Origin of the sequence: Synechococcus sp. W55.1, assembly GCF_047461655.1 — a bacterium.
Lineage (GTDB): Bacteria > Cyanobacteriota > Cyanobacteriia > Thermostichales > Thermostichaceae > Thermostichus.
Map to the genome: position 1 here is coordinate 1 of NZ_JANSHN010000017.1, position 26,735 is coordinate 26,735.

Annotated in this window: 17 protein-coding genes and 1 pseudogene; 7 read left to right on the top strand and 11 right to left on the bottom strand. The window is 58.9% G+C overall.

Going from position 1 to position 26,735, the window contains the following annotated elements:
* Positions 1-145: 145 nt before the first annotated feature.
* Complete coding sequence (gene cysK / locus NW816_RS09485) at positions 146-1,102, bottom strand: cysteine synthase A (protein ID WP_414390666.1); 957 nt, start codon at positions 1,100-1,102, stop codon at positions 146-148.
* Positions 1,103-1,345: 243 nt separating this feature from the next.
* Here cysK and dxs point away from each other — a divergent pair, with 243 nt between their 5' ends.
* Positions 1,346-3,292, top strand: coding sequence for a 1-deoxy-D-xylulose-5-phosphate synthase (gene dxs / locus NW816_RS09490; protein ID WP_414408984.1), 1,947 nt, complete (start codon positions 1,346-1,348; stop codon positions 3,290-3,292).
* Between the two features lie 2 nt (positions 3,293-3,294).
* On the opposite strand, the gene NW816_RS09495 is transcribed toward dxs, so the two are convergent.
* From NW816_RS09495 to fbp, 3 genes are all read right to left on the bottom strand, one after another.
* Positions 3,295-4,206, bottom strand: a complete 912-nt coding sequence (locus tag NW816_RS09495; RefSeq protein ID WP_414408985.1) for a tetratricopeptide repeat protein — start codon at positions 4,204-4,206, stop codon at positions 3,295-3,297.
* Between the two features lie 193 nt (positions 4,207-4,399).
* A complete protein-coding gene (gene zwf / locus NW816_RS09500; RefSeq protein ID WP_414408986.1) occupies positions 4,400-5,953 on the bottom strand; it encodes a glucose-6-phosphate dehydrogenase in 1,554 nt (517 codons plus the stop codon).
* Between the two features lie 37 nt (positions 5,954-5,990).
* Positions 5,991-6,989 (bottom strand): class 1 fructose-bisphosphatase, encoded by a 999-nt coding sequence (fbp, locus tag NW816_RS09505; RefSeq protein ID WP_414409016.1) that lies wholly within the window; start codon positions 6,987-6,989, stop codon positions 5,991-5,993.
* 372 nt (positions 6,990-7,361) lie between these two features.
* Between fbp and ilvD the strand changes: the two genes are divergently transcribed.
* Positions 7,362-9,059, top strand: coding sequence for a dihydroxy-acid dehydratase (gene ilvD, locus NW816_RS09510; RefSeq protein WP_414409017.1), 1,698 nt, complete (start codon positions 7,362-7,364; stop codon positions 9,057-9,059).
* A 166-nt stretch (positions 9,060-9,225) separates the two neighbouring features.
* Here the strand turns inward: ilvD and NW816_RS09515 are convergent, their stop codons facing one another.
* The 3 genes from NW816_RS09515 to NW816_RS09525 form a co-directional block, all read right to left on the bottom strand.
* A complete protein-coding gene (locus NW816_RS09515; RefSeq protein WP_414408987.1) occupies positions 9,226-11,226 on the bottom strand; it encodes a PhoX family protein in 2,001 nt (666 codons plus the stop codon).
* 349 nt (positions 11,227-11,575) lie between these two features.
* Complete coding sequence (locus tag NW816_RS09520; RefSeq protein WP_414408988.1) at positions 11,576-13,024, bottom strand: DUF2079 domain-containing protein; 1,449 nt, start codon at positions 13,022-13,024, stop codon at positions 11,576-11,578.
* A 181-nt stretch (positions 13,025-13,205) separates the two neighbouring features.
* Entirely contained in the window at positions 13,206-14,339 is a 1,134-nt protein-coding gene (locus tag NW816_RS09525; protein WP_414408989.1) for an anhydro-N-acetylmuramic acid kinase, read from the bottom strand.
* A 109-nt stretch (positions 14,340-14,448) separates the two neighbouring features.
* On the opposite strand from NW816_RS09525, the gene NW816_RS09530 reads away from it, so the two are divergent.
* The 3 genes from NW816_RS09530 (at position 14,449) to fmt (ending at position 18,111) form a co-directional block, all read left to right on the top strand.
* Complete coding sequence (locus tag NW816_RS09530) at positions 14,449-16,173, top strand: electron transfer flavoprotein (protein ID WP_414408990.1); 1,725 nt, start codon at positions 14,449-14,451, stop codon at positions 16,171-16,173.
* Positions 16,174-16,333: 160 nt separating this feature from the next.
* Positions 16,334-17,062 carry a hypothetical protein gene (locus NW816_RS09535; RefSeq protein ID WP_414408991.1) on the top strand — a complete coding sequence of 243 codons (729 nt, stop codon included), beginning with the start codon at positions 16,334-16,336 and terminating at the stop codon, positions 17,060-17,062.
* A gap of 80 nt (positions 17,063-17,142) precedes the next feature.
* Positions 17,143-18,111: a methionyl-tRNA formyltransferase gene (fmt, locus tag NW816_RS09540; RefSeq protein WP_414408992.1), complete on the top strand. Its 969-nt coding sequence runs from the start codon at positions 17,143-17,145 to the stop codon at positions 18,109-18,111.
* 85 nt (positions 18,112-18,196) lie between these two features.
* Here fmt and radC read toward each other — a convergent pair whose 3' ends face one another.
* From radC to NW816_RS09555, 3 genes are read right to left on the bottom strand one after another with little or no spacing between them, the layout of a single operon-like run.
* Positions 18,197-18,928 (bottom strand): RadC family protein, encoded by a 732-nt coding sequence (radC, locus tag NW816_RS09545; RefSeq protein WP_414408993.1) that lies wholly within the window; start codon positions 18,926-18,928, stop codon positions 18,197-18,199.
* 7 nt (positions 18,929-18,935) lie between these two features.
* Complete coding sequence (locus NW816_RS09550; RefSeq protein WP_414408994.1) at positions 18,936-20,681, bottom strand: ArnT family glycosyltransferase; 1,746 nt, start codon at positions 20,679-20,681, stop codon at positions 18,936-18,938.
* Positions 20,674-21,735 (bottom strand): CIA30 family protein, encoded by a 1,062-nt coding sequence (locus NW816_RS09555; RefSeq protein ID WP_414408995.1) that lies wholly within the window; start codon positions 21,733-21,735, stop codon positions 20,674-20,676. The genes NW816_RS09550 and NW816_RS09555 overlap by 8 nt, the downstream gene beginning before the upstream one ends.
* A 124-nt stretch (positions 21,736-21,859) precedes the next feature.
* Between NW816_RS09555 and NW816_RS09560 the strand changes: the two are divergent.
* Positions 21,860-22,945 (top strand): annotated as a pseudogene (locus NW816_RS09560) (RNA-guided endonuclease InsQ/TnpB family protein).
* A gap of 82 nt (positions 22,946-23,027) precedes the next feature.
* Here NW816_RS09560 and NW816_RS09565 read toward each other — a convergent pair.
* Positions 23,028-24,080, bottom strand: coding sequence for a Fe(3+) ABC transporter substrate-binding protein (locus NW816_RS09565; RefSeq protein WP_414408996.1), 1,053 nt, complete (start codon positions 24,078-24,080; stop codon positions 23,028-23,030).
* A gap of 451 nt (positions 24,081-24,531) precedes the next feature.
* On the opposite strand from NW816_RS09565, the gene NW816_RS09570 reads away from it, so the two are divergent.
* Complete coding sequence (locus tag NW816_RS09570; protein ID WP_414408997.1) at positions 24,532-26,712, top strand: NAD-binding protein; 2,181 nt, start codon at positions 24,532-24,534, stop codon at positions 26,710-26,712.
* Positions 26,713-26,735 lie beyond the last annotated feature (23 nt).

Consider the following 26,735-nt stretch of genomic DNA (forward strand, 5'->3'; position numbering starts at 1 on the left):
GCGGACGAAGGGACTTGAACCCTTACGCCTTGCGGCACTAGATCCTAAGTCTAGCGCGTCTGCCGTTCCGCCACGTCACTCTCACCCATGCTAGCTCGCCCTCTGGGCCAGGGCGACCTGTAGGGCAGCAGTCTCAGCATCATCGTCATCTCGAATCGGAATCCCGCTCCAAGTCGCGAAAAAGAGGTGTGCTCAGGTAGCGTTCCCCAAAACTAGGCTGGATCATTACAATCCGCTTGCCAGCGTTTTCCGGTCGCCGCCCCACCTGGATGGCTCCCGCCAAGGCAGCCCCAGTGGAAATGCCGGAGAGGATCCCTTCTTCTTTGGCCAGGCGCCGGCTGTAGACCATGCTCTCTTCATCTTCCACTGAGATCACCTCATCCAGCAGGTCGCGCCGCAGCACATCAGGCACGAATCCCGCTCCGATCCCTTCAATGCGATGAAAGCCGGGCCGTCCACCACTCAAGACGGCACTGGCCTTGGGTTCAACGGCCACCAGTCGAATGGCTGGGTTTTTCCCCTTCAAAAACTCGCCCGCCCCCGTGATGGTGCCGCCGGTACCTACCCCTGCCACCAGGATATCCACTTGACCATCGGTATCTTCCCAAATTTCCGGGCCGGTGGTTCTGGCATGGATCCGGGGGTTGGCGGGATTGGTGAACTGGCCCAACATGTAAGCGTTGGGAGTGCGGCGGACGATCTCTTCAGCCTTCCAGATGGCTTCCCCCATGCCGCCGGCGCTACTGGCCAGGTGCACCTCTGCTCCGTAGGCTTTCAACAGCAGTCGCCGCTCCAGGCTCATGCTCTCAGGCATGACGATGATGAGCCGGTAACCCTTGGCAGCAGCGGCCATGGCCAGGCCAATGCCGGTATTGCCAGAGGTGGGCTCCACCAAGATGGTCTTGCCGGGGGTGATCAAACCGGCCTGTTCGGCAGCCTCGATCATGCTGACGGCAATGCGGTCTTTCACCGAAGCGGCAGGGTTAAAGCTCTCCAATTTCACCACGATCTCGGCCAGGCACCCCTCCGATTGCGGGATCCGATTCAACCGCACCAGCGGGGTGCGACCGATGAGCTGGGTGATGTTGGCGGCGATTTTCATGGCTAACAAAAAGGAAGAAACCATCGCGGCAGTGGGCCCTAGCCCTTAACTCCGGAGCAACCGAGGGCCTTACGCGAGGCTAACCCTTGAATAAGCTCCTTGGCATGCCCCTTTCAAGATCTCACTGCCCTTGGCCCAGCATTGAGGGGATCCCTGCATTCCTTGAAGTTTTGAGAGGGAGGGCTACAAAACCCCTCCTGAAAATGAATTAGAGTGAGATCACACCGGAAGGACGAGTCCATTATGCACCTGAGTGACATCACTCATCCCAACCAGCTCCGAAACCTGAACCTGAGCCAGTTGCGCAGCCTAGCCCGCCAGATTCGCGACAAACATCTGCAGACGGCTGCCAATTCCCCGGTCGGCTGTCATCTGGGGCCAGGGCTGGGGGTGGTGGAGCTGACCTTGGCCCTCTACAAGACCCTCGATCTGGATCGAGACAAGGTGATCTGGGATGTGGGGCACCAGGCTTATGCCCACAAAATGCTCACCGGCAGGTACCACAATTTCCACACATTGCGCCAGAAGGGGGGAATTTCCGGCTACCTGAAGCGCAGCGAGAGCCGCTTCGATCACTTTGGGGCGGGGCACGCTTCCACCAGCATCTCGGCAGCTTTGGGCATGGCCATCGCTCGGGATCGGCGGGGAGACAACTTCAAGGTGGTGGCCATCATTGGGGATGGTGCCCTGACCGGAGGCATGGCCTATGAAGCCATCAACCACGCCGGGCACCTGCCCAAGACCAACCTAATGGTGGTGCTCAACGACAACGGCATGTCTATTTCCCCCAATGTGGGGGCGATCCCTCGCTATTTAAACCGCCTGCGCCTCAGCCCGCCGGTGCAGTTTTTGGCCGACAGCCTAGAAGAGCAACTGAAGAACCTGCCCCTACTGGGATCCAGCCTCAGCCCAGAAATTGACCGCCTCAAGGAAACGGTGAAGCTGGTTACCGCTGTGCAAAACAACAAAGCCGGCATTATCTTTGAGGAGCTGGGCTTTACCTACGTGGGGCCGGTGGACGGGCACAACCTGGCGGAGTTGTTGGATGCCTTTGAGTTGGCCCACGGCATCTCCGGCCCGGTACTGGTGCATGTAGCTACCGTCAAAGGCAAGGGCTACCCGCCTGCCGAAGCGGAACAGGTGGGGTATCATGCCCAATCCCGCTTCGACCTGGCCACCGGCAAGCCCTACCCGCCCACCAAGCCCAAGCCCCCCAGCTACAGCAAGGTCTTTGGCCATGCCCTCTGCAAGCTGGCCGAGCGGGATCCCCGCATCATCGGCATCACCGCCGCTATGGATACGGGCACTGGCCTGGACAAACTGAAGGAAAAGCTGCCAGATCAGTTTGTGGATGTGGGGATCGCCGAGCAGCACGCTGTGACGTTGGCCGCCGGCATGGCCTGTGAGGGGATGCGCCCGGTGGTAGCCATTTACTCCACCTTTCTGCAGCGAGCCTACGACCAGATCATCCACGATGTCTGTATCCAAAAGTTGCCGGTCTTCTTCTGCTTGGATCGGGCGGGAGTTGTAGGAGCCGATGGCCCCACCCACCAAGGCATGTACGACATCGCCTATCTGCGCTGCATTCCGGAAATGGTGCTAATGGCTCCCAAAGATGAAGCGGAGCTACAGCGCATGGTGGTGACCGGGATCCAGTACACCCAGGGCCCCATCGCCATGCGTTACCCGCGCGGATCTGGCGTGGGGGTGCCTCTGGCAGAAGAGGGGTGGGAACCCCTGCCCATCGGCAAAGCCGAGGTGCTGCGCAGCGGTGGCGAGGTGTTGATCCTGGCCTATGGGTCGATGGTGCATCCCAGCCTGCAGGCGGCGGAGATCTTGAAAGAACACGGTATCTCAGCCACAGTGGTCAATGCCCGCTTCGCCAAGCCTCTGGATACTGAGCTGATCCTGCCTTTGGCCGAACAGAGCCGCTTGGTGGTGACGGTGGAAGAAGGTTGCCTCATGGGTGGGTTTGGCTCGGCAGTGGCCGAAGCCCTGCTCGACGCCGACCTGACAGTGCCTTTGTTGCGCCTGGGGGTGCCGGATGTGTGGGTGGAGCACGCCACCCCCGAGGAATCCTTGGCAGAACTAGGCTTGAATAGTGCCGGGATTGCCGAGCGGATTCGGGCCAAGTTTCAGGCACGAGTTCTCAAGGGATCCCCTGCGGAAGTTCCCACTGTCAATTCCTGAGCCTATTCCGAAAGGCCCATCCGCCGGTTGAACTGCTCGATGGCGGCTTGCTGCAGAGCTTCTGCAACAGGGCGGGTGCGCAGGAGGATCTGCACATCTCGCAGCAGGTTTTCTCGCCACAGGTTCTCCCGCAACACCTGCAGGCGGGCGTAGTTGGGATCCAAGCGCATGGCCTTTGCCCCCAGTTCCTCAGCCCGTTCGGTTTCTCCCCGAATGTAGAGGGCAGTCGCCAGGGCCAAATAGGGCTCTGCCACAGAGTCGTTCATCTCTATCGTGCGTTCCCAGCGATCGATGGCGGCGTCGAGATCCCCCTGCTCATAGTCCACCAAGCCAATGTTGTTCATGGCCGGCCAATAGGCGGAATCCAACTCCAAGGTCTTCTCATATTCCTGCCGGGCCGCATCCCACCGATCCAGCATGAGGTAGGCATTGCCCAGTTGGAAGCGGGCATTGGGGTTATCCGGTTGCAGGGCCACAGCTCGTTCCAGGGTTTCAGCAGCGGCAAAGTAGCTGCCCTGCCGCAAATAAGCCGATCCCAGCGAGTAGAGAACAGCCCCATCTTGAGGAGACAGGGCGCGGGCCTTCTGCAACGAGGCAATCGCCTGCTCCAAGTCCCCCAGTTCTAGGTGGACGTTGCCCAAAACATAGAGCAGCTCTGAGGAGTTGGGCACCATGGCCACGGCCAGTTGCAGGCGGCGCAGCGCTTCTTCCGTTTGACCAAACTGGGCCAGCCGCAGCGAGTCGGTGGCCAGTTGTAGCGCTTGGGCCTGCATCAAGCCCCCATTGGGCAGAGGGACGTGCAGCAACACCTGGGCCTGGGCAGAGCTCCACCCTCCCATCCCCAACACAACTGCCAGGCCCACCGACAAGGCTTGCCAGGGCCGGACGGATAACCGGAACAACAGTGGCGGCATGATACCCACGCAATAAACAGGCCATGCCCATGTTAGCTGCAACAGCCGGGGATCCCTACGTCTTGGTGTTCTCTTCTGCAGCGGCCATTTGAAAGGGCTCTTGAGCTGCTCATGCTCTTCTGCCTGTTGCTGAGGGTGCCCCGGCTTACACAGAGGTGGATAGGCCATGGTTTACCAGCCGAGAGCAGCCAAATCAGAGGCGCCGCCACCGCCGCCCCGATTGGGTGAGCAAATCTTCGGCAGCCTTCGGCCCCCAGGTGCCGGCCTCATAGGTGAACAGAGGCGGTGCAGCACTGCCGCCATTGCCGCTGCCGGGCTCCGATTCCCAGGCCGATAACACCGGCGTCACCACCCGCCAAGCCGCTTCGACCTCGTCGGCACGGGTGAACAGCGTTGGATCCCCCAGCAGACAATCCAGGAGCAGGCGATCGTAAGCATCCGGTGTACTCGCTCCAAAAGCCGTCCCATAGCGGAAATCCATGTCCACCGAGCGAGTGCGGATCTCTGGCCCCGGCATCTTGGCCTCAAAGCGCAACGAGATACCCTCATTGGGTTGGATACGCAGCACCAGGATATTGGGGCTCACCTCCCGAGCTGCCGATTGGAACAGGGAAAGGGGCACCTGCTTAAAGTGAATGGCCACCTCCGAAACCTTCTTGGGCAGGCGTTTCCCAGTGCGCAAGTAGAAGGGCACCCCCTTCCACCGCCAAGTATCACACTCCAGTTTCAGAGCGACGTAGGTGGGGGTTTTGGACTGGGGATTGACATTGGGCTCCTGCCGATAGCCCAGCACCGGCTTGCCGGCAATCCAGCCAGGGCCGTACTGCGCCCGCACCGCTGCGGCTGCCACATTGCGGGGATCCGCTAGGCGGGTGGCCTGCAGCACCTTGGTCTTTTCGTTGCGCACCCCATCGCTGCGCAGTGAGACAGGTGGCTCCATGGCCGTCAGGCAATAGATCTGCATTAGGTGGTTTTGCACCATGTCTCGCAGGGCGCCGGCAGTGTCGTAGTAGCCGGCCCGATCCTCCACCCCCACCGTCTCCGCCACGGTGATCTGCACATGGTCGATGTAGTTGCGGTTCCAGAGAGGCTCGAAAATGGCGTTGGCAAAGCGGAAGACCAGCAGGTTTTGCACCGTCTCTTTGCCCAAGTAGTGATCAATGCGGTAGATCTGCTCTTCCTGGCAAATTCGCTGCACAAGGCGGTTGAGTTCCTGGGCCGAGGTGAGGTCGTGGCCAAAGGGCTTTTCGATCACCACCCGCGTTTTGGTCGGATCGGCCACCATGCCAGCTGCCCCCAGCTGTTGGATGGCCTGAGCATAAAAGTCCGGCGCCACCGCCAGATAGAACACTCGGTTGCCGCGGGTGCCCCGCTCTTCGTCCAGCTGGCTGAGCAGCTGCTTTAGGCGCAGATAGCTCTCAGCATCTCCGATATCGAGGCGGCAATAGAACAGGCGGCTGGCGAAGTCCTGCCAGAGGGCCTCCGGCCCCAAGTCCTGGGGGGCAAACTCCTGCACGGCAGCCCGCATCTTTTCCCGATAAACCTCGTGAGTCCAATCGCGGCGGGCCACCCCCACCAAGGTAAACTCCGGCGGCAGCCGCCGCTGCCCAAACAGCCGATAGTAGGCCGGGAGCAGCTTGCGGGCGGCCAGATCCCCAGAAGCGCCAAACTGCACCACAATGCAGGGATCCGGGGTGCGTTCTTGGTTGAGACCAACGCGAAGGGGGTTTTCTGCCAGGGTTACCATAGGCCAGCTTGGCTCAAAGAGAAGGATTGGGAAGAACCTAGGGCACCAGAGAACCCTCTAGGCAGCGCAGCACTTCTTCCACGTTCTCGCGGCTGCCGATGATAAGGGGCACCCGTTGGTGGAGAGATTGGGGGACGATGTCTAGGATGGCCTCGGTGCCAGTGGTGGCCGCCCCGCCCGCCTGCTCGGCCAGAAAAGCCAGGGGGTTGGCCTCGTACATCAGGCGCAGCTTGCCCTCCGGTTTTTTCTGGGTGCCGGGATAGAGATAAACTCCGCCCTGGAGCAGAATGCGGTGAAAATCCGCCACCAAAGCGCCGCTGTAACGGGAGACGTAGCCATCGCGGCGGTGGACATAGCGAACGAAGTTTTGGATCCCTTCGCTCCAGTGGCAGAAATAGCCCTCGTTGAGGCTGTAGACGGAACCGCGTTCAGGAATGCGGATGTCGCTGCGGGAGAGGATAAATTCCCCCAAGCTGGGATCCAACGTGAAACCGTGTACCCCCTTGCCAACGGAGTAGACCAGTTGGGTGCTGGGGCCGTAGAGAATATATCCTGCAGCCAGTTGGCGACGGCCCGGTTGCAGCAGGTCTTGGTTGTCCGCTTCCGGGCGATCCTCAAGAGGGTGAAGGACGGAGAAGATAGAGCCGACGCTGAGGTTGGCGTCAATGTTGGAGGATCCATCCAGGGGATCGATCATCAGGGCCAAGCGGCTGAGGGAGCAGTTTTCCGGCAGGCGAGCCGGGGTTTTCATCTCTTCCGAGACCAGCCGACACACCAGGCCCGTTTGCTCCAAAGCGCGAATGAAGGCCCGGTTGGCGTAGTCGTCCATCTGTTGCTGTTCTTCCCCTTGGACATTGACGCTGCCGGTAACCCCCAGCGCCCCTTCGATCAGTCCTGCCTGACTCAGCCGCCGGGCAATCATCTTGCCGGCCAGGGCAATGCGGTTCATCAGGGCGCTGAAGTCTTGGGCCTCTGCCGTAAAGCTGCCAAACTGCTGCAAAACATGACGGGAGAGGGTGAGCACATCCCGCGACATCTCCTGTGAGGACTCTGTCCCGCCAACGCGGTCGGCGCTGCTGGACACTACCGGCGGGGAGGGAGGAGAGCTGAGAACCATACGAGGCTTCGCCAACACGAAAGAAAAACACCCATACAAGGGATCCCCGACCCCTGCGTCTTGACCCGGAGTGCAAGGACTCGGTCTTGCCAGGGCGATTGGAACCTGGGATCCCTTCTATTAGGTAGGCTGGCCGATCCTCGGCGCAGGTGCAGACAACTTACAGAGTTGCTTCAGATTTGGTCGGATCCCTCTTTCCGGGAAAGCTCATGTTCCCCCGAAGAAACGCGGTAGGATGAGTTCTACCCCTTTTCTCCTCTCCCTACTTCGTCCCGGTTTCCTCTTGCAATGATGGCCAATTCCCCTTTCCCGCTGCGCAGCCAAGTGGTTACCCAGGGAGTACAGCGCTCCCCCAACCGCGCCATGCTCAGGGCCGTAGGCTTTCGCGACGAAGACTTCGGCAAGCCCATTGTCGGCATTGCCAACGCCCACAGCACCATCACCCCCTGCAACATGGGGATCCAAACTCTGGCGGAGCGGGCGGAGGCGGCTCTGAAGGCAGCGGGCTGTATGCCCCAGGTGTTCGGCACCATCACCATCAGCGATGGCATTTCCATGGGCACGGAGGGGATGAAATACTCGCTGGTGTCGCGGGAAGTGATTGCCGATTCCATCGAGACGGTGGTCAACGGCCAGAGCATGGATGGCCTCTTGGCCATTGGCGGCTGCGACAAGAACATGCCGGGGGCGATGATCGCCATGGCCCGCCTCAATGTACCCTCGATCTTCGTCTACGGCGGCACCATCAAGCCGGGTCACTACAATGGCCGCGACCTCACCATCGTGAGCGCTTTTGAAGCCGTAGGGGAGTTCAGCGCCGGGCGCATCTCCGAGGAAGAGCTGCTGGCGGTGGAGCGCCACGCCTGTCCTGGTGCGGGATCCTGCGGCGGCATGTACACGGCCAACACCATGTCCAGCGCGTTTGAGGCCATGGGGATGAGCCTGCCCTACTCCTCCACCATGGCTGCAGAAGACGAGGAAAAAGCCGAAAGTGCAGCCCAATCGGCCAAGGTCTTGGCAGAGGCCATCAAAGCCAACCTCCGCCCCCGCGACATCATCACCCGTAAAAGCATTGAAAATGCCATCTCGGTGATCATGGCCGTAGGGGGATCCACCAACGCCGTGCTCCACTTTCTGGCCATTGCCCATGCGGCAGAAGTGCCCCTGACGCTAGATGATTTCGAGACCATTCGTGCTCGCGTGCCTGTCCTCTGCGATCTCAAGCCTTCAGGGCGGTTTGTGGCCACCGACCTGCACCGGGCCGGCGGGATCCCCCAGGTGATGAAAATGCTGCTCAACCACGGCCTGCTGCACGGGGACTGCCTCACCATCTCCGGCCAGACCATCGTCGAAGTCCTGCGGGATGTGCCGGACGAGCCTAGCCCGGATCAGGAGGTGATCCGCCCTTGGCACAGCCCCCTGTATCCCCAAGGGCATCTGGCCATCCTCAAGGGGAATCTGGCTCCCGAAGGAGCAGTAGCCAAGATTACCGGCGTCAAGAACCCGCAAATTACCGGGCCGGCGCGGGTCTTCGATTCAGAGGAGTCCTGCCTGCAGGCCATCCTCTCCGGCCAGATCCGATCAGGGGATGTGGTGGTCATCCGCTACGAAGGCCCCAAAGGTGGCCCCGGCATGCGGGAGATGCTCTCGCCCACTTCGGCCATCATCGGCGCCGGCTTGGGGGATAGCGTTGGCCTGATCACCGATGGCCGCTTCTCCGGCGGCACCTACGGCATGGTGGTGGGCCATGTGGCTCCCGAAGCCTATGTGGGGGGCACGATTGCCCTGGTGGAAGAAGGGGATCTTATCACCATCGATGCTCCGGCTCGCCTATTACACCTGCACGTGAGCGATGAAGAACTGGCTCGCCGCCGCGCCCGCTGGTCTCCTCCTGAGCCTCGCTACAAACGGGGCACCCTAGCCAAGTACGCCAAGCTGGTCTCCAGCAGCAGCTTGGGAGCAGTGACGGATTTGAACCTGTGGGATTAATTTCCCTCACCCCCGGCTCGTCTCCCAGAGGGAGAATTGGTACTTGAGAGATAGCTCCAGATTCCTGACCCTGCAGGGATCAGCCTTGCTGGGTTAAGTGCAAGAAAGCGGCAGAGATGAAGGATCCCTGCCGCTGGGTTTTATGGGCTGACGGCCTCAGAGACAACTAGGTACCGATGATCCCGCCGTCATTTTTGGTGATCACCACCACCGCCGAGCGGGGGTAGAGATTGGGGTCGTAGTCTGGCCAGCGGGAATTGACCTTGCCGGCGGCAAAGTCGTCCTCGCTGGTGCTGGCGCCTGGGTGCTGCACGTTGATGAACATGGTGCGCTGATCGGGAGTGGTGACCACACCGGTGATTTCCTGCCCAATCGGCCCGGTTAAAAAGCGGCGAATTTCCCCTGTATCCGGATCGGCAGCCAACATTTGGTTGTTGCCAAAAGGCGCAAACTCCTCTTTGTTGAGATTGCTTTCGCTGGTGTCGGTCTGGATCCAGAGGCGACGGCTGGCATCGAACCACAGACCATCGGGAGAGTTGAAGATGTTGTCTTCATTGAGGGGCTGGCCCGATAGCTTGCGGCTATCTTCCGGCGGCCCGGCCAAGACAAAGAGATCCCACTCGAAACGGGTGGCTTGAGGCCGGTCGTTGGCTTCCTTCCAGCGGATGATGTGGCCCCACTTGTTTTTGGGACGGGGGTTGGCAGCGTTCACCTGGTCTTGTTCCCGACGGCTGTTGTTGGTCAGGGTGAAGTAGACCATGCGGGTTTGCGGATCCACCGCTCCCCACTCAGGCCGGTCCATTTTAGTAGCACCGACAAAATCTGCCGCCGTGCGGGTATTCACCAACACGTCTGCTTGGCTGGTGAAGCCGTTTTCCGGGGTCAGGCCGTTTTTCCCAAACACCAGCGGCAGCCACTCGCCCGTGCCATCTTCGTTGAACTTGGCCACATACAGGGTGCCATTGTCCAACAGATGTCCACCCGCCGTTTCCTTGCGGTAGGGCTCGGCAGAGACGTACTTGTAGATGTACTCAAAGCGGGCATCGTCCCCCATATAGGCCACAATCGGCTGGCCTTCCACCGGCGGCTGAAACACCACGCCTTCGTGGGCGAAGCGGCCCAGAGCGGTGCGCTTCTTGGGAGTGCTGCTGGGATCAAAGGGATCGATCTCCACCACCCAGCCAAAGGTGTTGGGCTCATTGCGGTAGTCTTGGGTGGCATCCGCAGCGGTGGGGGTGGCATTGAAGCGGATGAACTCGTCTGCCTTGTTGCTGGCCAGCTCCCAGCCGTAGCGAGAAGTCTCGGTGCTCACGCCGTAGCGCTTGTGCTCCCGGGGCAGGTTGGGCTTTTGGTCGGGGCCTTTGCTGGTGTTGCTAAAGTAGCCCGCCCAGTTCTCCTCACAGGTGAGGTAGGTATTCCAGGGAGTGACGCCGTGGGCGCAGTTGTTCAGGGTGCCACGGGTCATCGTGCCTTCGGGGCTGAACTTGGTTTTCACGAAGTCGGATCCCCGCACCGGGCCGTGGATCTCCATGAGGGTAAGACCGGTGATGCGGCGGTTGAGGCGATCCCGCACCACTTCCCAACTGCCGTCTCCCTGCTGCTTGATGTGGACAATGCTCACCCCGTGGCCATTCAGCTCTTTCAGCACCTGGTCGGGATCGCGGCTGCCGTCAGGATTGGTGGGATACAGGTCGGAATCCAGCTTCTGGCCCACAGCCGCAGCATGCATAAACCGAGGCTCAACGTACTCGTGGTTAAACACCAGCAAACCCTCGGTGGAGCTGCCCTGCCAGGGATCCTTCCCGTCAATGGGGAAGAAGTGCATGCCATCGTGGTGGCTGCCCACCTGCATTCCCTGCTCGGCACCGGTGTTTTCCAGCTTGAACTGTGGATAGGTGCCGGTGATGGGAGTACCCCAAGCCAGCAGCGGACGGGCAGTGTAGCCTTCGGGCACCACCAGTTTGTCTTCCGCGCTCACAGGAATTGCCTTGAAGCCCAGCAAAGCACTGCCACTGGCGGCTTTTGCCGATTTGGAAGCACCGTTCAGCGCAGGCAAGCCAAAAAAGGTGGCCACCGCTGCAGCAATTCCCCCCTGCAACACTTGACGCCGCTGCAAACGGCTCTCCAGGATGCTGCTGAAAGTGGGGTTGGGAGAGTGGTTACACATAGGCTCGTCTCCAGGACGAAGCTTAGGGCCATGCGAATGGATACTCATGTTGACTTCTCCTCTTGTCTTGACAAGTTTTGTTTAGAAACTTGGCGAGTCTTATAAAACAGCACCTAACCCCTGCGCTACTCTATTCGCGCATGAGGATAGGCACTACAAAGTTAGTGGCTTGAAGTTAAGAGAAGACTAAGCTCAGATTAAGCCTTGCAAGTGTAAACAATTTCTTTAGATTGAAGCAGCAGTTTCTTAATCATTTGTTGCAACGAGAAGAAGACTTGGTTTAAGTCAATTAGATCAAGTGCCAATAAAGTAGTCTGCAGTCCTTAGAATTGCGATTCTTGTGCGATTCTTAGAGGTCTTTTCGTAACCTAGAGAACAAATACACCCCATCTTGATGGTACAGAAGCTGAAACTGGGTTTCCTTCTGTAAAGCTTCGATCAGGATGCGGGAGAACTCTGGAGTGCTGCGCCACCCCGGATGACGGGTGTTGAGCAACACATAATCAAAGGGATCCCACTGAGAGGGCGGGGATCCATTGAAGCGGCCCTCGTCTGTAAAGTAGATTACAGGTCGCTGGGTGAGGTGAGGGCTGATCTCGTGGGTGGTGAGGACGCCCCCTTGGGTGGTGATCTGGGCAAGAGCCTGTCGGGTTGCCTGCCAAGTGTCCAGGGAGCTGAGATAAATCGAGCCGAAAAAGGTGTATTTCCCCAAGGCCAAAAAGGCCAGCGAAGACCAGATCAGGGGCAGTTTTCCATCTTTTATAAAATGGCTCTGGAAGAGGTGATTTTTCACATTCTCGATGACAGCTAAGAACAAGAAAGGAACGATAGGCAAAGCGTACTGATGCACCAGATCTCGATAGGCGGGGTTGCTGGAGAGTATATTCAAACCCAGGGTAGGCAGGGCAGGGATCCAGGGATCCCAGTGTCGCCAAGAGAGGCCCCAAGCCAAAGGCGCAACCAATAAAAATCCATAAAACAGGGTGTCCAGAGAGAAGACTTTGCTCAAAACCAGCATCGGTCTCAAGATTAAACCTTGAACAATTTCCGCAACAGAATTCCCTAGATAGTCGTAATGAGAAACGGCTGCCGGCTCGCTGCCGCTGAAGTGAGGAATGACCCCAAAAGTGGCTATCCCAAACCAAGCTGATCCTGCTGCAATTGCCGTCCAGCCGCCCACTTGGCAGCACCATTGCCAGCGTTCTTGAATTCGTCCTCTTTCCCAAAGCAACAGCCAGGCTCCCAGGGCGACAACATTGAGAGACAACACTGCTTTACAGCCGAGGATGCCGCTCAAACAGAGAAGGAACCCCCACAATTTTCCAGAGCGAATGCAGAGCACAGCCGCCAAGAAAAGGGGAACGGCCAAAACCTCTGGATGAAAATCAAAAAGGTTGGCGTTAAAAATGGCCGGATAGAGAAGATAGGCTGTGGCAATCACCATCACTTGGCTGGGATCGACCTTGGCCTGAAGCGCAAGGTGATAAATGGCCGATGCCCCCAACGTTAACGCCAGAGATTGGAGTCCAAATAGCCAATAGACCGAGGGGACAATGCGATACAAGAGGCTGATAGGGTAGAGAATAAAGGCCGCATGATCTCCAAGGATATGGATCCCTCGAATGGTCGAAAACGGAACCTCTCCCCGACTGATTAGATAGATGGATTGGTCGAAGATGCCAAGATCATATCCTCCAGACTGAAACAGGTGATGCCGGACAACACTACAGCCAAAGAGAATGAAGAAATTAAAAATCATGATTGCCAGCAGAAGTGGAGGCAGAGGACGATCCTTCATAAGAACTAGGGCTTTTGATTTATAGATCTTGGCAAGGTAACTTTATCGCTTTTCTCAGCCTTGCGTGACATCCTAGCGAGATCTGGATTCGGCAGAGGCTCCGCCGCAATTCCGGACATTTCTCTTTCCTCGGGAGTATGAGGAATGGCTCAAGCTTGTTGGAGATAACGATACAGATGAGTTAGGACTGGTTACGACAAGAGGGTGTGATTTGGCCCAGGATGGCAGCATGTCTTGCCCCAGTTGCTTCCGGTAAATTGTTGGTCTTACCTTGCCAGGTTTTATAGGCCAATACCGCGAAGGCAAGGGCCTCTTTGGCCTTAGAAGGGATCCCCACTTGGTCGGAAGTCAACAGGGTTGTGGTCGGCAGTTGCTCCTGCAGCAGTTGCATGAGAACAGGGTTTTGGGTGCCGCCACCGCTGAGAATAACTTGATCTGGGGTCGCGGGCAAAAAGTCCCTATAGGCTTGGGCAATGGAGCAGGCCGTAAACCCTGTGAGGGTGGCAATACAGTCGTGGGCGGATATAAATTGGGGCCAAATTCGCTCTAAATAAAGGGATCCAAAATACTCCCGACCAGTGGTTTTGGGCGGTGCCTTTTGAAAATAGGGATCCCGCATCCATTCTGTAATTTTTTCCCAGTGGATCTGGCCTTGGGCAGCCCATTTTCCGTCGCGATCAAAGGCTTGTTGTCCTTGGCTGGCCCGCATCACCGCCAGATCGATCAAAATGTTGCCGGGGCCAGTGTCGAAGGCCAAGGGGGATCCCCCACTGCAGAGGCTGGGGAGATAGGTGAGGTTGGCAATGCCGCCGATGTTTTGGGCCACACGATGAAGGTGGGGATGCCTCAACAGCAGCCAATCCACAAAAGCTACCAAAGGTGCGCCTTGGCCTCCTGCCGCCATGTCCCGCGCCCGAAAATTGCTCACCACCGGGATCCCGGTCAGCTCGGCAATCACCGCAGCTTCACCGATTTGCAAAGTCGAAGCTTCTGGCCCACTGGGGTTATGCCAAAGGGTTTGGCCATGGCTGCCGATGAGATCGATCTGTTGGGGGGTAAGATGGGCCGCCTGGATCCCTTGCAAGGCCGCTGCCGCAAAAGCTCGACCCAAGCGAAAGTTCAAGGTGCAGATGTGATCTACCGTGCCGGTTTTGGGATTCGCAGCCCGCAAAATCTCTGCCCGCAGCGTCGGGGAATAGGGGATTGTTTGGAAATGTATCAACTCCCACTGTAGGGAATCGTCGCCCTCGATGCGGACGATGGCTACATCGATCCCGTCTACAGAGGTGCCCGACATTAAGCCAATGACAATCATTTTGCTGGCGGCTCAACCAGAGGCTTGAGAAGGTCTAAAGTTTTGCCCCCTTTCCCCTTCCCCTTTTTAGGATACAGGCAGGGTATCCAGAGCTACCGTGTGGGGGACTATGAGTGAAGCCATCCGCTACGACCTTCTTTTGGTGGGGGGAAGCTCCTCCAACTTGATCTTGGCCCACCGCCTTTTGGATCTGGCCAAGCTCTCTGGGCTGAAAATCTCTATTGCCATTTTGGAAAAAGCCCGCCAATTCGGCGGTCACATCGTCAGTGGCGCCATCTGCAACCTCCAAGTGATCGCCAAGCTCTTCCCCGATTTTGAAAGCCAAGGATTTCCCCACGAAGGCCGGGTGGAAGCCAATCACTTGAGCGTGCTGGGATCCCAACAGCGCTGGGATCTGCCGGAAGCGGTGATCCCGCCGGGATTTCGCAAGCAGGGGCAGTTCATTCTCACCCTCAGCCACGTGATCCGCTGGCTGGCCGAAACCCTGCAGGAAAAAGCCAAAGGGATCCCAAATGTTACCCTCGATGTGTTCCCCGGCTTTGCCGCCCATGAAATCCTCTACGAGGGGGAGCGGGTGATCGGGGTACGGGCAAGCGATTCTGGCCAAGTGTACGAAGACTGTATCTTTGCCGAACTCACCTGCTTTGGCGACAAAGGCTTCATTTCCAAAGATCTCATCGAGAAGTTTCAACTGCGCCCCAACCCGCAATTGTGGTCGGTGGGGGTCAAAGAGGTGTGGCAGATCCCCCAGTCCCTGCAGGGGCAGGTGTGGCATACCTTGGGCTACCCGGTTTTGGATGGCAGCTTCAGCGGGGGCTTTGTCTATGGCCTCAAAGACAATCGCCTGGCCTTAGGTCTGATCATCGGCCTAGACAGCAAGAACCCCAACCTTAACCCCCAGCAGCGTCTGCAGGAGTTCAAAGCTCACCCCTGGATCCAGTCCCTGATTGCCGGCGGCAAGTTGCTCAAGTACGGGGCTGCCGTGATTCCCGAAGGGGGCTACCACAGCCTGCCCACCCGGTTTGGCGTTGAGGGAGCCCTGCTGTTGGGGGATGCGCTGGGGGTGTTGGATGTGGGCAGCTTGGCCGGGGTGGATAATGCCATGGAAACCGGCTATCTGGCGGCGGGCCTCATTCACGATGGCTTCTTGAAAGGGGATCTGCGCATCCAGGCCGACTACCAAAGGGCGGTGATGGAAAGTGCGGTGGGGCAAAACCTCTACCGCAGTCGCTATTTCCGCGAGGCTTTTCTGGAGAACTCCCGCTTGCTGGAAGAATACTTGCCTCAGGTGTGCCGCAGCGTCGATGCCGGCCATCCCTGGCTGGGATCCCTGCGCTGGGGTTTACAGGATCCCGTTCGCCGCGGACGAGAAACTCTGCGCGCCTACACCCTGCTCACCGGGCGGGTCAGCCCCAGCGAGCCACCCCCGCGAGGCTATGTGGCCCCCCACGCTGCCATTCAAGCGGATTTTGTGGCCCCCACAACCTTGGCTCCCCAGGAATTGGCCTCTCGACCGGGCTATTTCTCGCGGCCCGATGCGGTTTTTTTCGCGGATCCCCGCTACCCCGAGGGTAACCGTCATATCTTGGAGTTCGACGCCGAAACCTGCCGCCGGTGCATCGCCGCCTACGACAAGCTGAATCGCCCCACCCCCTGCGTGGCCGACTGCACAGCCGAGGTACACCACATCCGCGACCAAAATGGCATCCGCTCCCATGCCATGTCTTTGGAAAACTGCATCCAGTGCCGCACCTGCGAGATCATCTGTCCCCACTTAAACTTGCGGGTCAACCCCAGCTACGAGGGATCCGGGCCGGATTTCTATGGGCTGTAGCCGTTGCTGAGGTTAACTCAGTTCGCTGCAGCTCGCCTGATCCTGGGGGTCTAGCAACTGAGGTGAATGGATCTGGCCATCTTGGCCGGCGATCCCAGGGATCCAAGCAACCTTGGAAATTGGCTAGGTTGGGTTAGGGCTTGTTGGAGATCTTTTGTCGGTGAGCGATTCTTTGGATGTCCAGGCTCCTCTGCCCGCCATTTTGGCCGATCTGCAAAAAGCCCTGGGATCCCTGGGGTTGGGTTATCTCCAGGTACAAGCGCGGCTTTCCGGCCACCGCCTGTTGCTGCGTCTAGAAGGGGATCCCCTGCCTGAGCCGAATGCTTTGCTGGAGAGCCTCTCGCCGGCATTGGAGCACATGGCGCTGACCCACAGGCAACGTCAGGTGGAGCTTTTTGGCTTTTTGGCCAACGAAGGGATCCCGGAATGGCACCGCGAGTGGCGCTATCAGCCCCAGCCCAACCCCAACAGCCCTCTGTATCGCGCTCAGCGGGGGGATGGGGTAGCCATCCAGCAGGTACTGAATTACCTGTTGCGTCCAGAAGGGATCCAAGCACGGGTTCATTTCCATCCCAAGCTGGGCCTCTTGCAGGTGAACTTGCAGGCGGCAGAAGCTCCGGATCCGGCTTGGGCTAAGGATTTTCTGCGGCGAGCCTTGACCCGTCTGGAATGGACTTTCTTGCAAAGGCTGCGGCTTTCCGGGCAAAAACTGGGCTCTTTTTTCCCGGCCTGGAGCCAGGAGTTCGATCTCAAACAGCCCGCCTTTTGGCAGGCCCCCCAAGTGCCCTTGACCGGGCGATCCCCCATCTCAGAGAGAGAAATCTCTCCGCTGGATAAGCCGCCACCCCCTTCTCCTGCCTCCCAGACTGAATCTCCGGGTGTCAGTTGACGGAGGAGATAGTAAGTAGCCGAGCGTTTGCAGCCGCTGGCTGAGCGTATTCTGAAGGACAGTGCTCGTTGGGGTTGGCCATGCGGGTTGTTTTTTTCGGCACGCCAGAGTTTGCCCTGCCTTCGCTGCGGATCCTGTTGCAGCCGCAGTCTCCCTTTGAAGTGGTGGGATTGGTCTGCCAGCCGGATCGGCCCCAGGGGCGAGGGCAAAAGGTGCTCCCGCCCGCTACCAAAGTGTTGGCTCAAGCCCACGGGATCCCTGTGTGGCAGCCTGTCCGCTTGCGGCGGGATGCAGAGGTGCTGGCAGCTTTGCAGGCCCTGGCCGCCGATGTGTTTGTGGTGGTGGCCTACGGCCAGATCTTGCCCCTGACGGTGTTGCAGATGCCCAAGCTGGGCTGTGTGAATGTGCATGGATCCCTGTTGCCGGCCTATCGTGGCGCTGCTCCCATCCAGTGGGCCATTGCCAACGGAGAAACCGAGACCGGCGTAACCACGATGCTCATGGATGAGGGAATGGATACAGGAGCCATCTTGCTCCAGGCCAAGCTACCCATTGGGCCAGAGCAAACCAGCCTAGAATTGGCACCCCAACTGGCTCAACTGGGGGCAGAACTCTTGGTGGAAACACTCCTGAAATTGGAGAAAGGCGAACTCACCCCTATTCCTCAGGACGGATCCCAGGCTACTTATGCTCCTCTGTTGAAGAAGCCAGATTTTCATCTGGATTGGCAGCGCTCGGCTCAAGCTTTGCACAATCAAATTCGCGCCTTTTCCCCCGACTGTTTCACCAGTTTGAGGGGGCAGCGGATAAAGATTGTCCGCTCTGCCTCTCCCCAACTGCACTCGCCACCCCCTGAAATCCCCCAGGGCAGTCCCGGAGAAGTGGTGGGGTTGGCCAGGGGAGAAGGGATCTACGTAGCCACAGGAGAGGGATCTCTGTTGATTCGACGGGCGCAACTGCCCGGCAGAAAAGAACAATCGGCTTGGGACTTGGTCAATGGCGGCCAGCTCAAGGTGGGGATGCGTTTTGAGCCGCTTCCGGATTCTTGAGAGCCATACAGGGATCCCTTGCATGGGCCAAATGGCGGCAAACCTGTCCCCCCTCTCTCTCTGGGAGAAGGGCTGAGGGTGAGGACTACTCCGGCTGGGGAAACTCCTGCCAAAGGTTGGTGCGTTGGCGCAAGCTGAGGAACTGTCCGCCGCCGAGGATAAGGTGATCCAAAACCGGGATCTGCAGCAGTTGCCCCGCCTGCAAGAGTTGCCGGGTAAGGGCAAGATCTTCTGGGCTGGGATCCAAGCTGCCGGAAGGGTGGTTGTGGGCCACCAGGATGCGGCTGGCTCCTTGCTTGATGGCGCTGCGGAAGGTTTCCCGCGGATGGGTGAGGGTTTCGGTGGCTGTCCCCCGGGTTACGATCTGCTGGCCAATGAGGCGGTGCTTGATATCTAGGTGCAAAACGGCAAAATGCTCCTGGGTCTCCCACATCAGGTCGCCGCTCAGGGCCATGGCTGCCTGTTCCGGCGACTCGATCACCGTGCGTTCTGGCGGGCGACCCAAAAACACCCGTCGCCCCAGCTCGATGGCGGCCAACACCGTTGCTGCCTTGGCCGGGCCAATGCCTTCAATTTGCAGCAGCTCCCCTGCCTCCACCTGGCGCAGTTGGGCCAAGGGATCCCCTTGGGCTTCCAATTTTTTCAGGAGCAACTGGGCGAGGCCGACTGCCGAGAGCTTGCCTGGCCCCTGGCCAGTGTTGAGCAAGATGGCCAGCAGCTCGGCGTGGGAGAGGTGCCTTGCCCCTTGGCTGAGCAGCCGCTCGCGGGGACGATCTTGGGCAGGAATATCGCTGATGCGCAGCACGTACTGGCTCATCTGGGGCCTAGGGAGGAGAAGAGGTTTTTTTCAACAGCCAAAAGGGACTGCGGCGCTCGACGACCCGCCAAGATCCCAGAATGGCTGCCTGTTCGCCCTCGGGAGCTGTAAGTTCAGCTACAAAGGGATCCCAGGTAACCAGGTAGTCGGGCGCCTGCCCCTGGGCTTGCCAGTCGGCCAGCTCTTCTGGGCTGGCGGCGTAGGGAACCTGCAGCGGGCCATAAAAATAGGGTACAAAAGAGCGAAAGCCGTACAGGCCCACCGTTCCAGAGAGAGCCGGCTGGGCGTTGTTTTCGGAAGTGGCAAACTGCCGGAAAAAGTGGACGGCTCCTCCCTGGGTGTGTTGCAGCAGGCGGGGGAAGACCCAGCACCAGGCCAGTTGGGCGCTCAGTCCCGTGGCCAAGAGCAAAACTGTCCAGCCCCAAGCCCGCCGCCGTCCTCGACTCCAAAGGAGAATTCCCAGCAGCAGGATCGCGGCGGGGACGTAGGTCAACACCGGCCACTCCACCTCAGCCTGCAGGTATCCCAGCACCAAGCTGCTGGAAAAGTCGTCAGGGATGCCGGCAAAGACCCATGCTTGGACTAGCCCAGCGGGGTCCTGGGATCCCAGCCAGGGCAGCACCAGCCACAGGGCCAGCCAAAACAAGCCACTGAGCAGGATCCAGGCACTTTCCCAAAAACTGGGCCCTCTTTTCTCAGCAACCAGGCGCTGCAGGCGCACGGCAGCAAAGTAGGCCCCAATGGGATACAGCAGCGAGGTGTAGTGTACCAGCTTGGTTTGCACCAGCAGCGAAAACAAGGCCAGCACCACCCCAAAAGCCACCAACAGCAGATGTTCTGCCCGCCGAGTCAAATCCACCAAGCCCATACTCCTGGGGATCGTCTGCAGGATCCCGGCCAAGGCCAGAGCGCCCCAGGGAAAGCACCCCAAGGCAAAGGCCAGCAGATGAAAATAAACCGGGCCGGGATGCCCATCCGAGGTGGTGAGGATGCGCCATTGGTAGCGCCCAAACTCTTCCACCCATTGCGGCCCCCGTTGCACCCCTTCCAGCGCCAGCCAAGCGAGGGGAATAGCCGCCGCCAAGCCCAGAAAAGCCAGAGTGTCTCCCCAGCCGGTCTGGGGATCCCGGTGCCAGACCTTGTAGCCAACCCAGATGAGCAGCGGCAACACCAACCCCACTGGCCCTTTGGCCAACACCGCCAAGCCCAGAGCCAGCGCCCCCACCGCCTTCCAAACCCGACCGGAGCACCCCACCCGACGCGCCTGATCCGCGGCCAACAGGGATCCCAGACCCACCCCCATCCCCAGATTCAACAGCGGGTCGATGAGGCCGGTTTTGTAAAAAAACAAGGGCAGGTAGCCCGTCAGCAGTAGGATCCCCCACAGGCAGCCAAACCCCACCCCACGCAGATGGGATCCCCACCCCACCAATAGCGCCACTGTGATCCCGCCCACCCAGGCATTGGGCAACCGCGCCGCCCATTCGTTCATCCCCAAAACAGCCATGGACAGGGCCTGCAGCCAAAAAAACAGGGGCGGCTTTTCAAAAAAGGGCTCCCCGTTGATCGCCAACGAGAGCGGATCCCCGCTGGCCAGCATCTGCCGCGCCAAGCTGGCGTAGATCAGCTCATCCCAGTCGAACAGATAGGGGATCCCCTGCCCCCATAGGAGCCATAGCCCGGCCAAAAAACCCATCCCCAAGGCCCATCCCAGGGATCCTTTGAAAGGCAAGCAGGCCGGGAACCTAAGCATGGAAGGCCGCCCATCGTTCCACCCGGCCCACATTTTGAGGCGACCGCATCAGCCGCAGCAACTGGGCTGCCAGAGCGGATCCCTCCATCTCCGCCGGAATTTCCACCCCACACCAACGGCTGGAGCTACCCTGCAGGGCAGCTATCCACTCCGGGGCAAGGGATCCCCGCGCCACCCCGATCAATTGCGGCAGCCCCTCCCGGCGATACAGCCCGATCCAGCGCACGGCCAGCTGAAAGGGCCCAGGCCGGAAGCGGGGGTTTGGGCTGCCATCGGCCTCGAACTTGCTTAGCATCAGTTGCAGCGAGTAGATCTGGCGACTATTGAGAGGGGGAGCAGAAACCCGGCGGGCGCGGAACGTGGCAACCATCTCCGCAAAAGGGATCTGAACGGTCTGCTCCTCTCCCGGCCTGGTGTCGAAGGCATAGCCGTGGGCGGGGCTGTCCCAGCCGCTTTCATCCCTCAGTAATATCTTATACCGCTGCCCATCCCCTCGCAGGCGCAGCTCCAGACCGGCAAACTCCGATAAGTCCAGCGGCGGCTGACAATTGCGGGTGCGCGTGGAAACAAACCCCCCAAAGTTGGCCGTGGAAACCTGGCCTGCGAACAGCAGCTCCTCCTTTCCCCAGAGCAGTTGGCTTTGGCTCGCCCCGCCCATCACCACATCGTCCAAAATGCCCCAAAACCGATGCAAATCCGGGTTGGGCCGGCGAAAGTCGAACAGCATCCGCTCCGTTTGCCCACTGCTGCGCAATTGCTCCAGATAAGCCTTGGCCGTTGGTGGATCCTCCAAACCCAGGATCACCGTTGCCGTCGCCCAATCTGGTGTCTGGCTCACCTCCACGCCCTGCTGCCGCAGCGCCTCCGCCAACCCGTCAGGCAAACCTTCCCCCACTACCCCCACCTGGATAGGAGCCGACTCGGCAAGAGAAGGTGGCACACAATCATCCTCCACGGCCTGGAACCCATTCTGAACCCAACGCCACACCTCCGCCAAAGGCAGGGCCTCATAGTAGGTGAGTGTGTTCCAGAACCGCCCCAGATCCCAAGGCATGAGTCTACCTCGTCTCTTCAGCTAGAAGCCGCAGGAGCCCCGCCTTCTGCCCGCAGGTCGAGGGCCGGGAAGAATCCGAGGAAAATACAATAATCAATATCAATACAATAATAATAACAAGGCCATGACCCAAGTCCTGACCGTTTCCTGCAAGCTCAAGGTGTCCCAGTCGCAAGCCGCCAAATTGGATGCGACCTTGGATGCTTTCCTCCAGGCGTTGAACTGGGTAACCAAAACACACCCGAGAAGGTAGTTAACGCAGTCAAACTCCAATCTCTGTGCTACCACGAAATCCGTGCCTGTTTCGGCTTGTCCAGTAATTTGGCTCAACAGGTATGCAGACAGACAGCGTCTGCCCGCAAGGTGGCACAACAGAAAAACCGCCCGGTCAAAGCGTTCAAGGGTGGCTTTGCTACCTATGATGCTCGTATCTTTTCGTTCCGCGAGAAAGACTGGACGGTGTCGCTGACCACGGTGGAGGGTCGAGAACGCTTTGAGCTGGCGATTGGTCATTACCAGAGAGAACAGTTGGCAGGCTCCAATCCCAAATCGGCCACTCTGGTCAAGCGCAAAGACGGTTCCTACTCCATTCAAATCTGTGTGGAAACGGAGCCGTCCCCACCGCAACGCACGGATAGGGTGCTGGGGGTGGATTTGGGCAGGACGGATATTGCCCATACGTCAGAGGGGGACAACTGGAATGGACAGCAGTTGAACAGCGTCCGAGACCACTACTTGCGGTTGAGGGCGGTACTCCAACGCAAAGCCGGTAAGGGCACACGCAGTTGGCGGCGCAGATGCAGAGAACTGCTGCAACGGCTGTCTGGCAAGGAGAACTGAGACAGTTTCTGGAGTACAAGGCTCTGCGTGCAGGGGTTTCTCTGATTCTTGTTCCGCCTGCCTATACATCCCAAACTTGCCACCGGTGTCTGCACATCCATCCCGACCCTGCGCGATCCTATCGCAGTGAGAAGAAGTTTGAGTGTGAGCATTGTGGATGGGAAGGGAATGCGGACTTGAATGGGGCAAATATGATCGCGCTTTTGGGGGCTGCTGTAAACCAGCCCAGAGGCTAAGCCTACGGCTGGCTTCGCGAACGTGGTTGGCTTGCCAACTACAGGGCTACCGAAAGCCCGCTCTCTATCTATACGTCAGCATGAGTGCGGGAGTATGTCACGTCTCAAGACCAAAATCTGAGGCTTGGCTTTGATCTATGGCCGAGCCATAAGCCATGCCGGGGAGCCAATGAAGAAGACTCTCGGCCACCCCGGCGCTCTGGGCGATCCCAACCCCTATCGCCAACCTGCCCGATCCATGACTCTTAACGCATCAGGGGTGACACGGCCAATGCTGGCAGCGTTGATCGTATCTTCCTTAAAGGTGCCAAGGCTGGCCACCACCGAGTCGATCTCGGCCCCTGGCAGCACTGGATACTCGTTGTTGCTCTGGGCAAAAATGGCCTGCGCCTCTGGCCCGGAGAGAAACTCCAAAAATTGGATGGCCGCGTCTTTGTTGGGAGCTGTTTTCAGAATGCCGGCCCCGCTGATGTTGACGTGGGTGCCGCGATCCTCTTGGTTGGGGAAGAAGACGCCGATTTTCTCGGCTACGGCGCGATCTTCTGGATTGTCGGATTTGATCAAACGGGGCAAATAGTAGGTGTTGGCCAAAGCCACGTCTCCCACCCCGGCGGCCACGGCCTTGATCTGATCCGTGTCTCCCCCTTCCGGCGGACGGGCAAAGTTGGCCACCAAGCCCCGGGCCCATTGCTCCGTTTCCGGGATCCCGTGGGCCAAGATGATCGAGGCCGTCAAGGATTGGCTGTAAACGTTGCTGGAGGAGCGGGTGAGCACCTTGCCCCGCCATTTGGGGTTTGCCAAGTCCTCATAGGTGGACAACTCCTTGGGATCCACCTTGTCTTTGTTGTACATGATCACCCGGGCTCGTTTGGTGAGGCCAAACCAGTACCCCTCTGGATCCCGCAGAGACTCGGGAATATTTTTGGAGAGCGTCTCCGACTGGATGGGTTGAAACAAGCCCTCGTTCTGAGCGCGCCACAACCGGGCAATATCCACCGTCATGAAGATGTCGGCGGGGCTGTTGGATCCCTCGCTGCGGATGCGCTGGACGATCTCATCGGCGTTGCCCTGCACCCAATTCACGGTAATGCCCGTTTTCTGCTTGAAAAGTTCGTACAATTTCTCGTCTGTGCCGTAGTGCCGCGAGGTGTAGAGGTTCACTTCCCGATTGGCGCCATGGGCCGGACGCAGAAGAGACCCTGCTGCCAGAGCCGCAGAACCTAGCGTGGCTCCACTGACAAATTGCCGTCGCGATAAGCGCATACCCAACTCCTAAGTTCAAAAACATCTCAAGAGACACAGCTCCACCGGCCAGGCTCTCTCTGAGAAAGCACCGGAAAGCCAAGCCCAAAGGACAAAGACAGTCCCCGCAAGCCTCACTCTGTTGGCTCTTATCTTGGGCCAACCTTATTGAGACTTTTATTCAAGAACTTTGCCTTGAGGCAATGATAGGAGATCTCAAGTACCAGGTCAAGCTCTTGGGAGTTGTTCTCACTTCTCACCCTTTGGGATGAAACTGGGTCGCTTCCCCTTGTCCTCGACAGCGCCTGAGATGGCCAGCAACGCAGCCGGTCTTGTTGAGCAACGGGTCTCTACCCAGGGCTTTGCGGTCAGCGGTATTGACAGCACTCGCGAAAGCTGAAGAGGCTTCGGGTATAAAGGGAGCAGGGTAGATGACAGAGCTATGGTGAGCTCCCTTTCGAGATCGCCTCATGCACAGGTGCAAGAGAATAGCAGGGATCCGGGCGTCTCTATCCTTGTCTGCGGCTACAACGATTTGGTGGAGCTCACTCTCCAAGCCCTAGAAGCTTTTGGACATCGCGCTGTAGTAGTTGCTCCCGATCTGCCCCCTCATTTGGAAGAGCAGTGGCAATACCTACAGGCGGATCCCCGCCAGCCGGGGGTGTTGCAGCGGGCTGGGATCGAGCGGATTAGGGTGGCGCTGCTCCTGGAGGACAGCGACCAAGCCAATTTCGAGCTGGCTTTGCTGATTCGAGATCTCAATCCACAGGTGCGTGTCGTCTCCCGTCTGTTCAACCACAGCCTTGCCCGCTATCTCGACTCGGCTTTGCCGCAGCATTTTTCCCTATCGGTGGCGGCTTTGGCTGCCCCGGCTTTTGCCCTTAAGGCTGTTTCCGACGAATTTGTTGGCTACTTTGAGCTGCCCCAGCTGGAAGCCCAGCCGGCCACACTCCCGCCAGAGCTGGCAGATCCGGCTTACTTTGTCTCAGACCGAGAGACCACCCTCTGGAACGTGGTGGAGCTGACCATCGGATACAACTCCCGCCTGCTGCATATGCCCCTCTCGGAGCTGGAGGAAACTTTTGGGGCGCGGGTGCTGTTTCATTACCCGGTAGATGGGCTTTCTGACTTTTCCAAACAGCGAGTTTTCGACGACTTTGACCACGAGGCAGAGCTGCTGGAGGGGGATCGCGTTTTGGTCATTTGCGATCCCAGAGCCTACCTGCAACTGTTGGAACGCAACGGGCGACGGGGCTCCTCACGGGCACAGCGCTGGGCCAGCGGCCAGATGCAGGACAAGCGACAACAACGGCAAGGCAGGTCGTTGGGGCAGGGATCCCTTGGGTCTTGGCTGCGCAGAGGAGTGCAGGGACTCCTACAGGTCAAGCCCATCGTGCGCACCCTCACCTTCACCTTGGGGGCCATGCTGGTGCTGGGGGTGATCAACTTCAGGATGATCGGCAAACCCCTCATCGATGGGCTTTTGCTGACGATCGTGGTGCTGACAGGGGGCTACGGGGATATTGAGGCTTTTCAACAGCCGGAAACACCGCTGGGGGTGAAGGTGCTGGCGGTGATGATGACCTTGGTGGGGGCTGCCCTGGTGGGGTTGATTTACGGCTTGGTGACCGACAAATTGGTGAGCAGTCGCTTTGGCTTGGGTCGGGCTGCCCGTATGCCCAAAGAGGATCATGTGGTGATCGCAGGGTTGGGGCGGCTGAGCTATTTGGTGCTGCAGTTGTTGCGGCAGATGGGCTATGAGGTGGTGGCTGTGGATCCTCATACCGAGAACCCTCTGCTGGAGGCGGCGGAACGGGAGGGGGCAGTGGTGATTCGTGGGGATTACGCCCTGGCAAGCACGCTGCAACAGGCTCGCATTCAGGGCAGCCGCTGCCTAATCTGCACCACCCCTGACGATCTCACCAACCTGGAGACGGCCCTGACGGCCCACAGCCTGCAACCGGGGATCCGCACCATTTTGCGGGTTACCGATCCCGAATTGGCGGCTCGCATGCAGCGCCACATGCAGACCCTGGGGATCAGCTACAGCGCTACCGGGCTGGGGGCACGGGCTTTTGCCACCGCAGCACTGGTGGGATCCGTCTACGGCACTCTGGCTTGGCAAGGGGAAACTCTGCTGGTGACGCTGCTGGAGGTCTCTGCCCATTGCCACTACCTGGGGCTATCCTTGCACCAACTGGCCCAGGATTATGACCTGGTGATCTTGCTGCATCGCTCCCGACCGGGGAAACCCTGTGTTTTTCCCAAGATCTGGCAAAAAGAGGGCAAGACCCTGTTGAAAGAAGGCGATCAACTCTATGTGATGGGAACGGTGGAATCCCTGATTCGCTTAACCCAAGGACGGCCTCTTCCCCCAGAGCTGTATCAGGTGCGCCTCCTAGAGTATCGCAACCCCTATTTTGAAGAGGATATCCTCTCGGCTTTATCGTTCTACGCACGCCTGCCCAAGACGGCCCTGAAACCCCTATTGGGCTGTCTGCCGGCGGTGGTGAGCCCACCCCTTCCCCGCGACAAGGCGATCAAGTTGGCCCGCCAACTGCGCAAAATGAGCACTGAAGTGCAGGTGTTTGCCCAGGCGCAGCCTGACCATCGGATCCCTGCAGCCATGAACGAAAACAGCGAGAGTAATCTGAATTGATTTGGACACTGTTCTGTTTATTG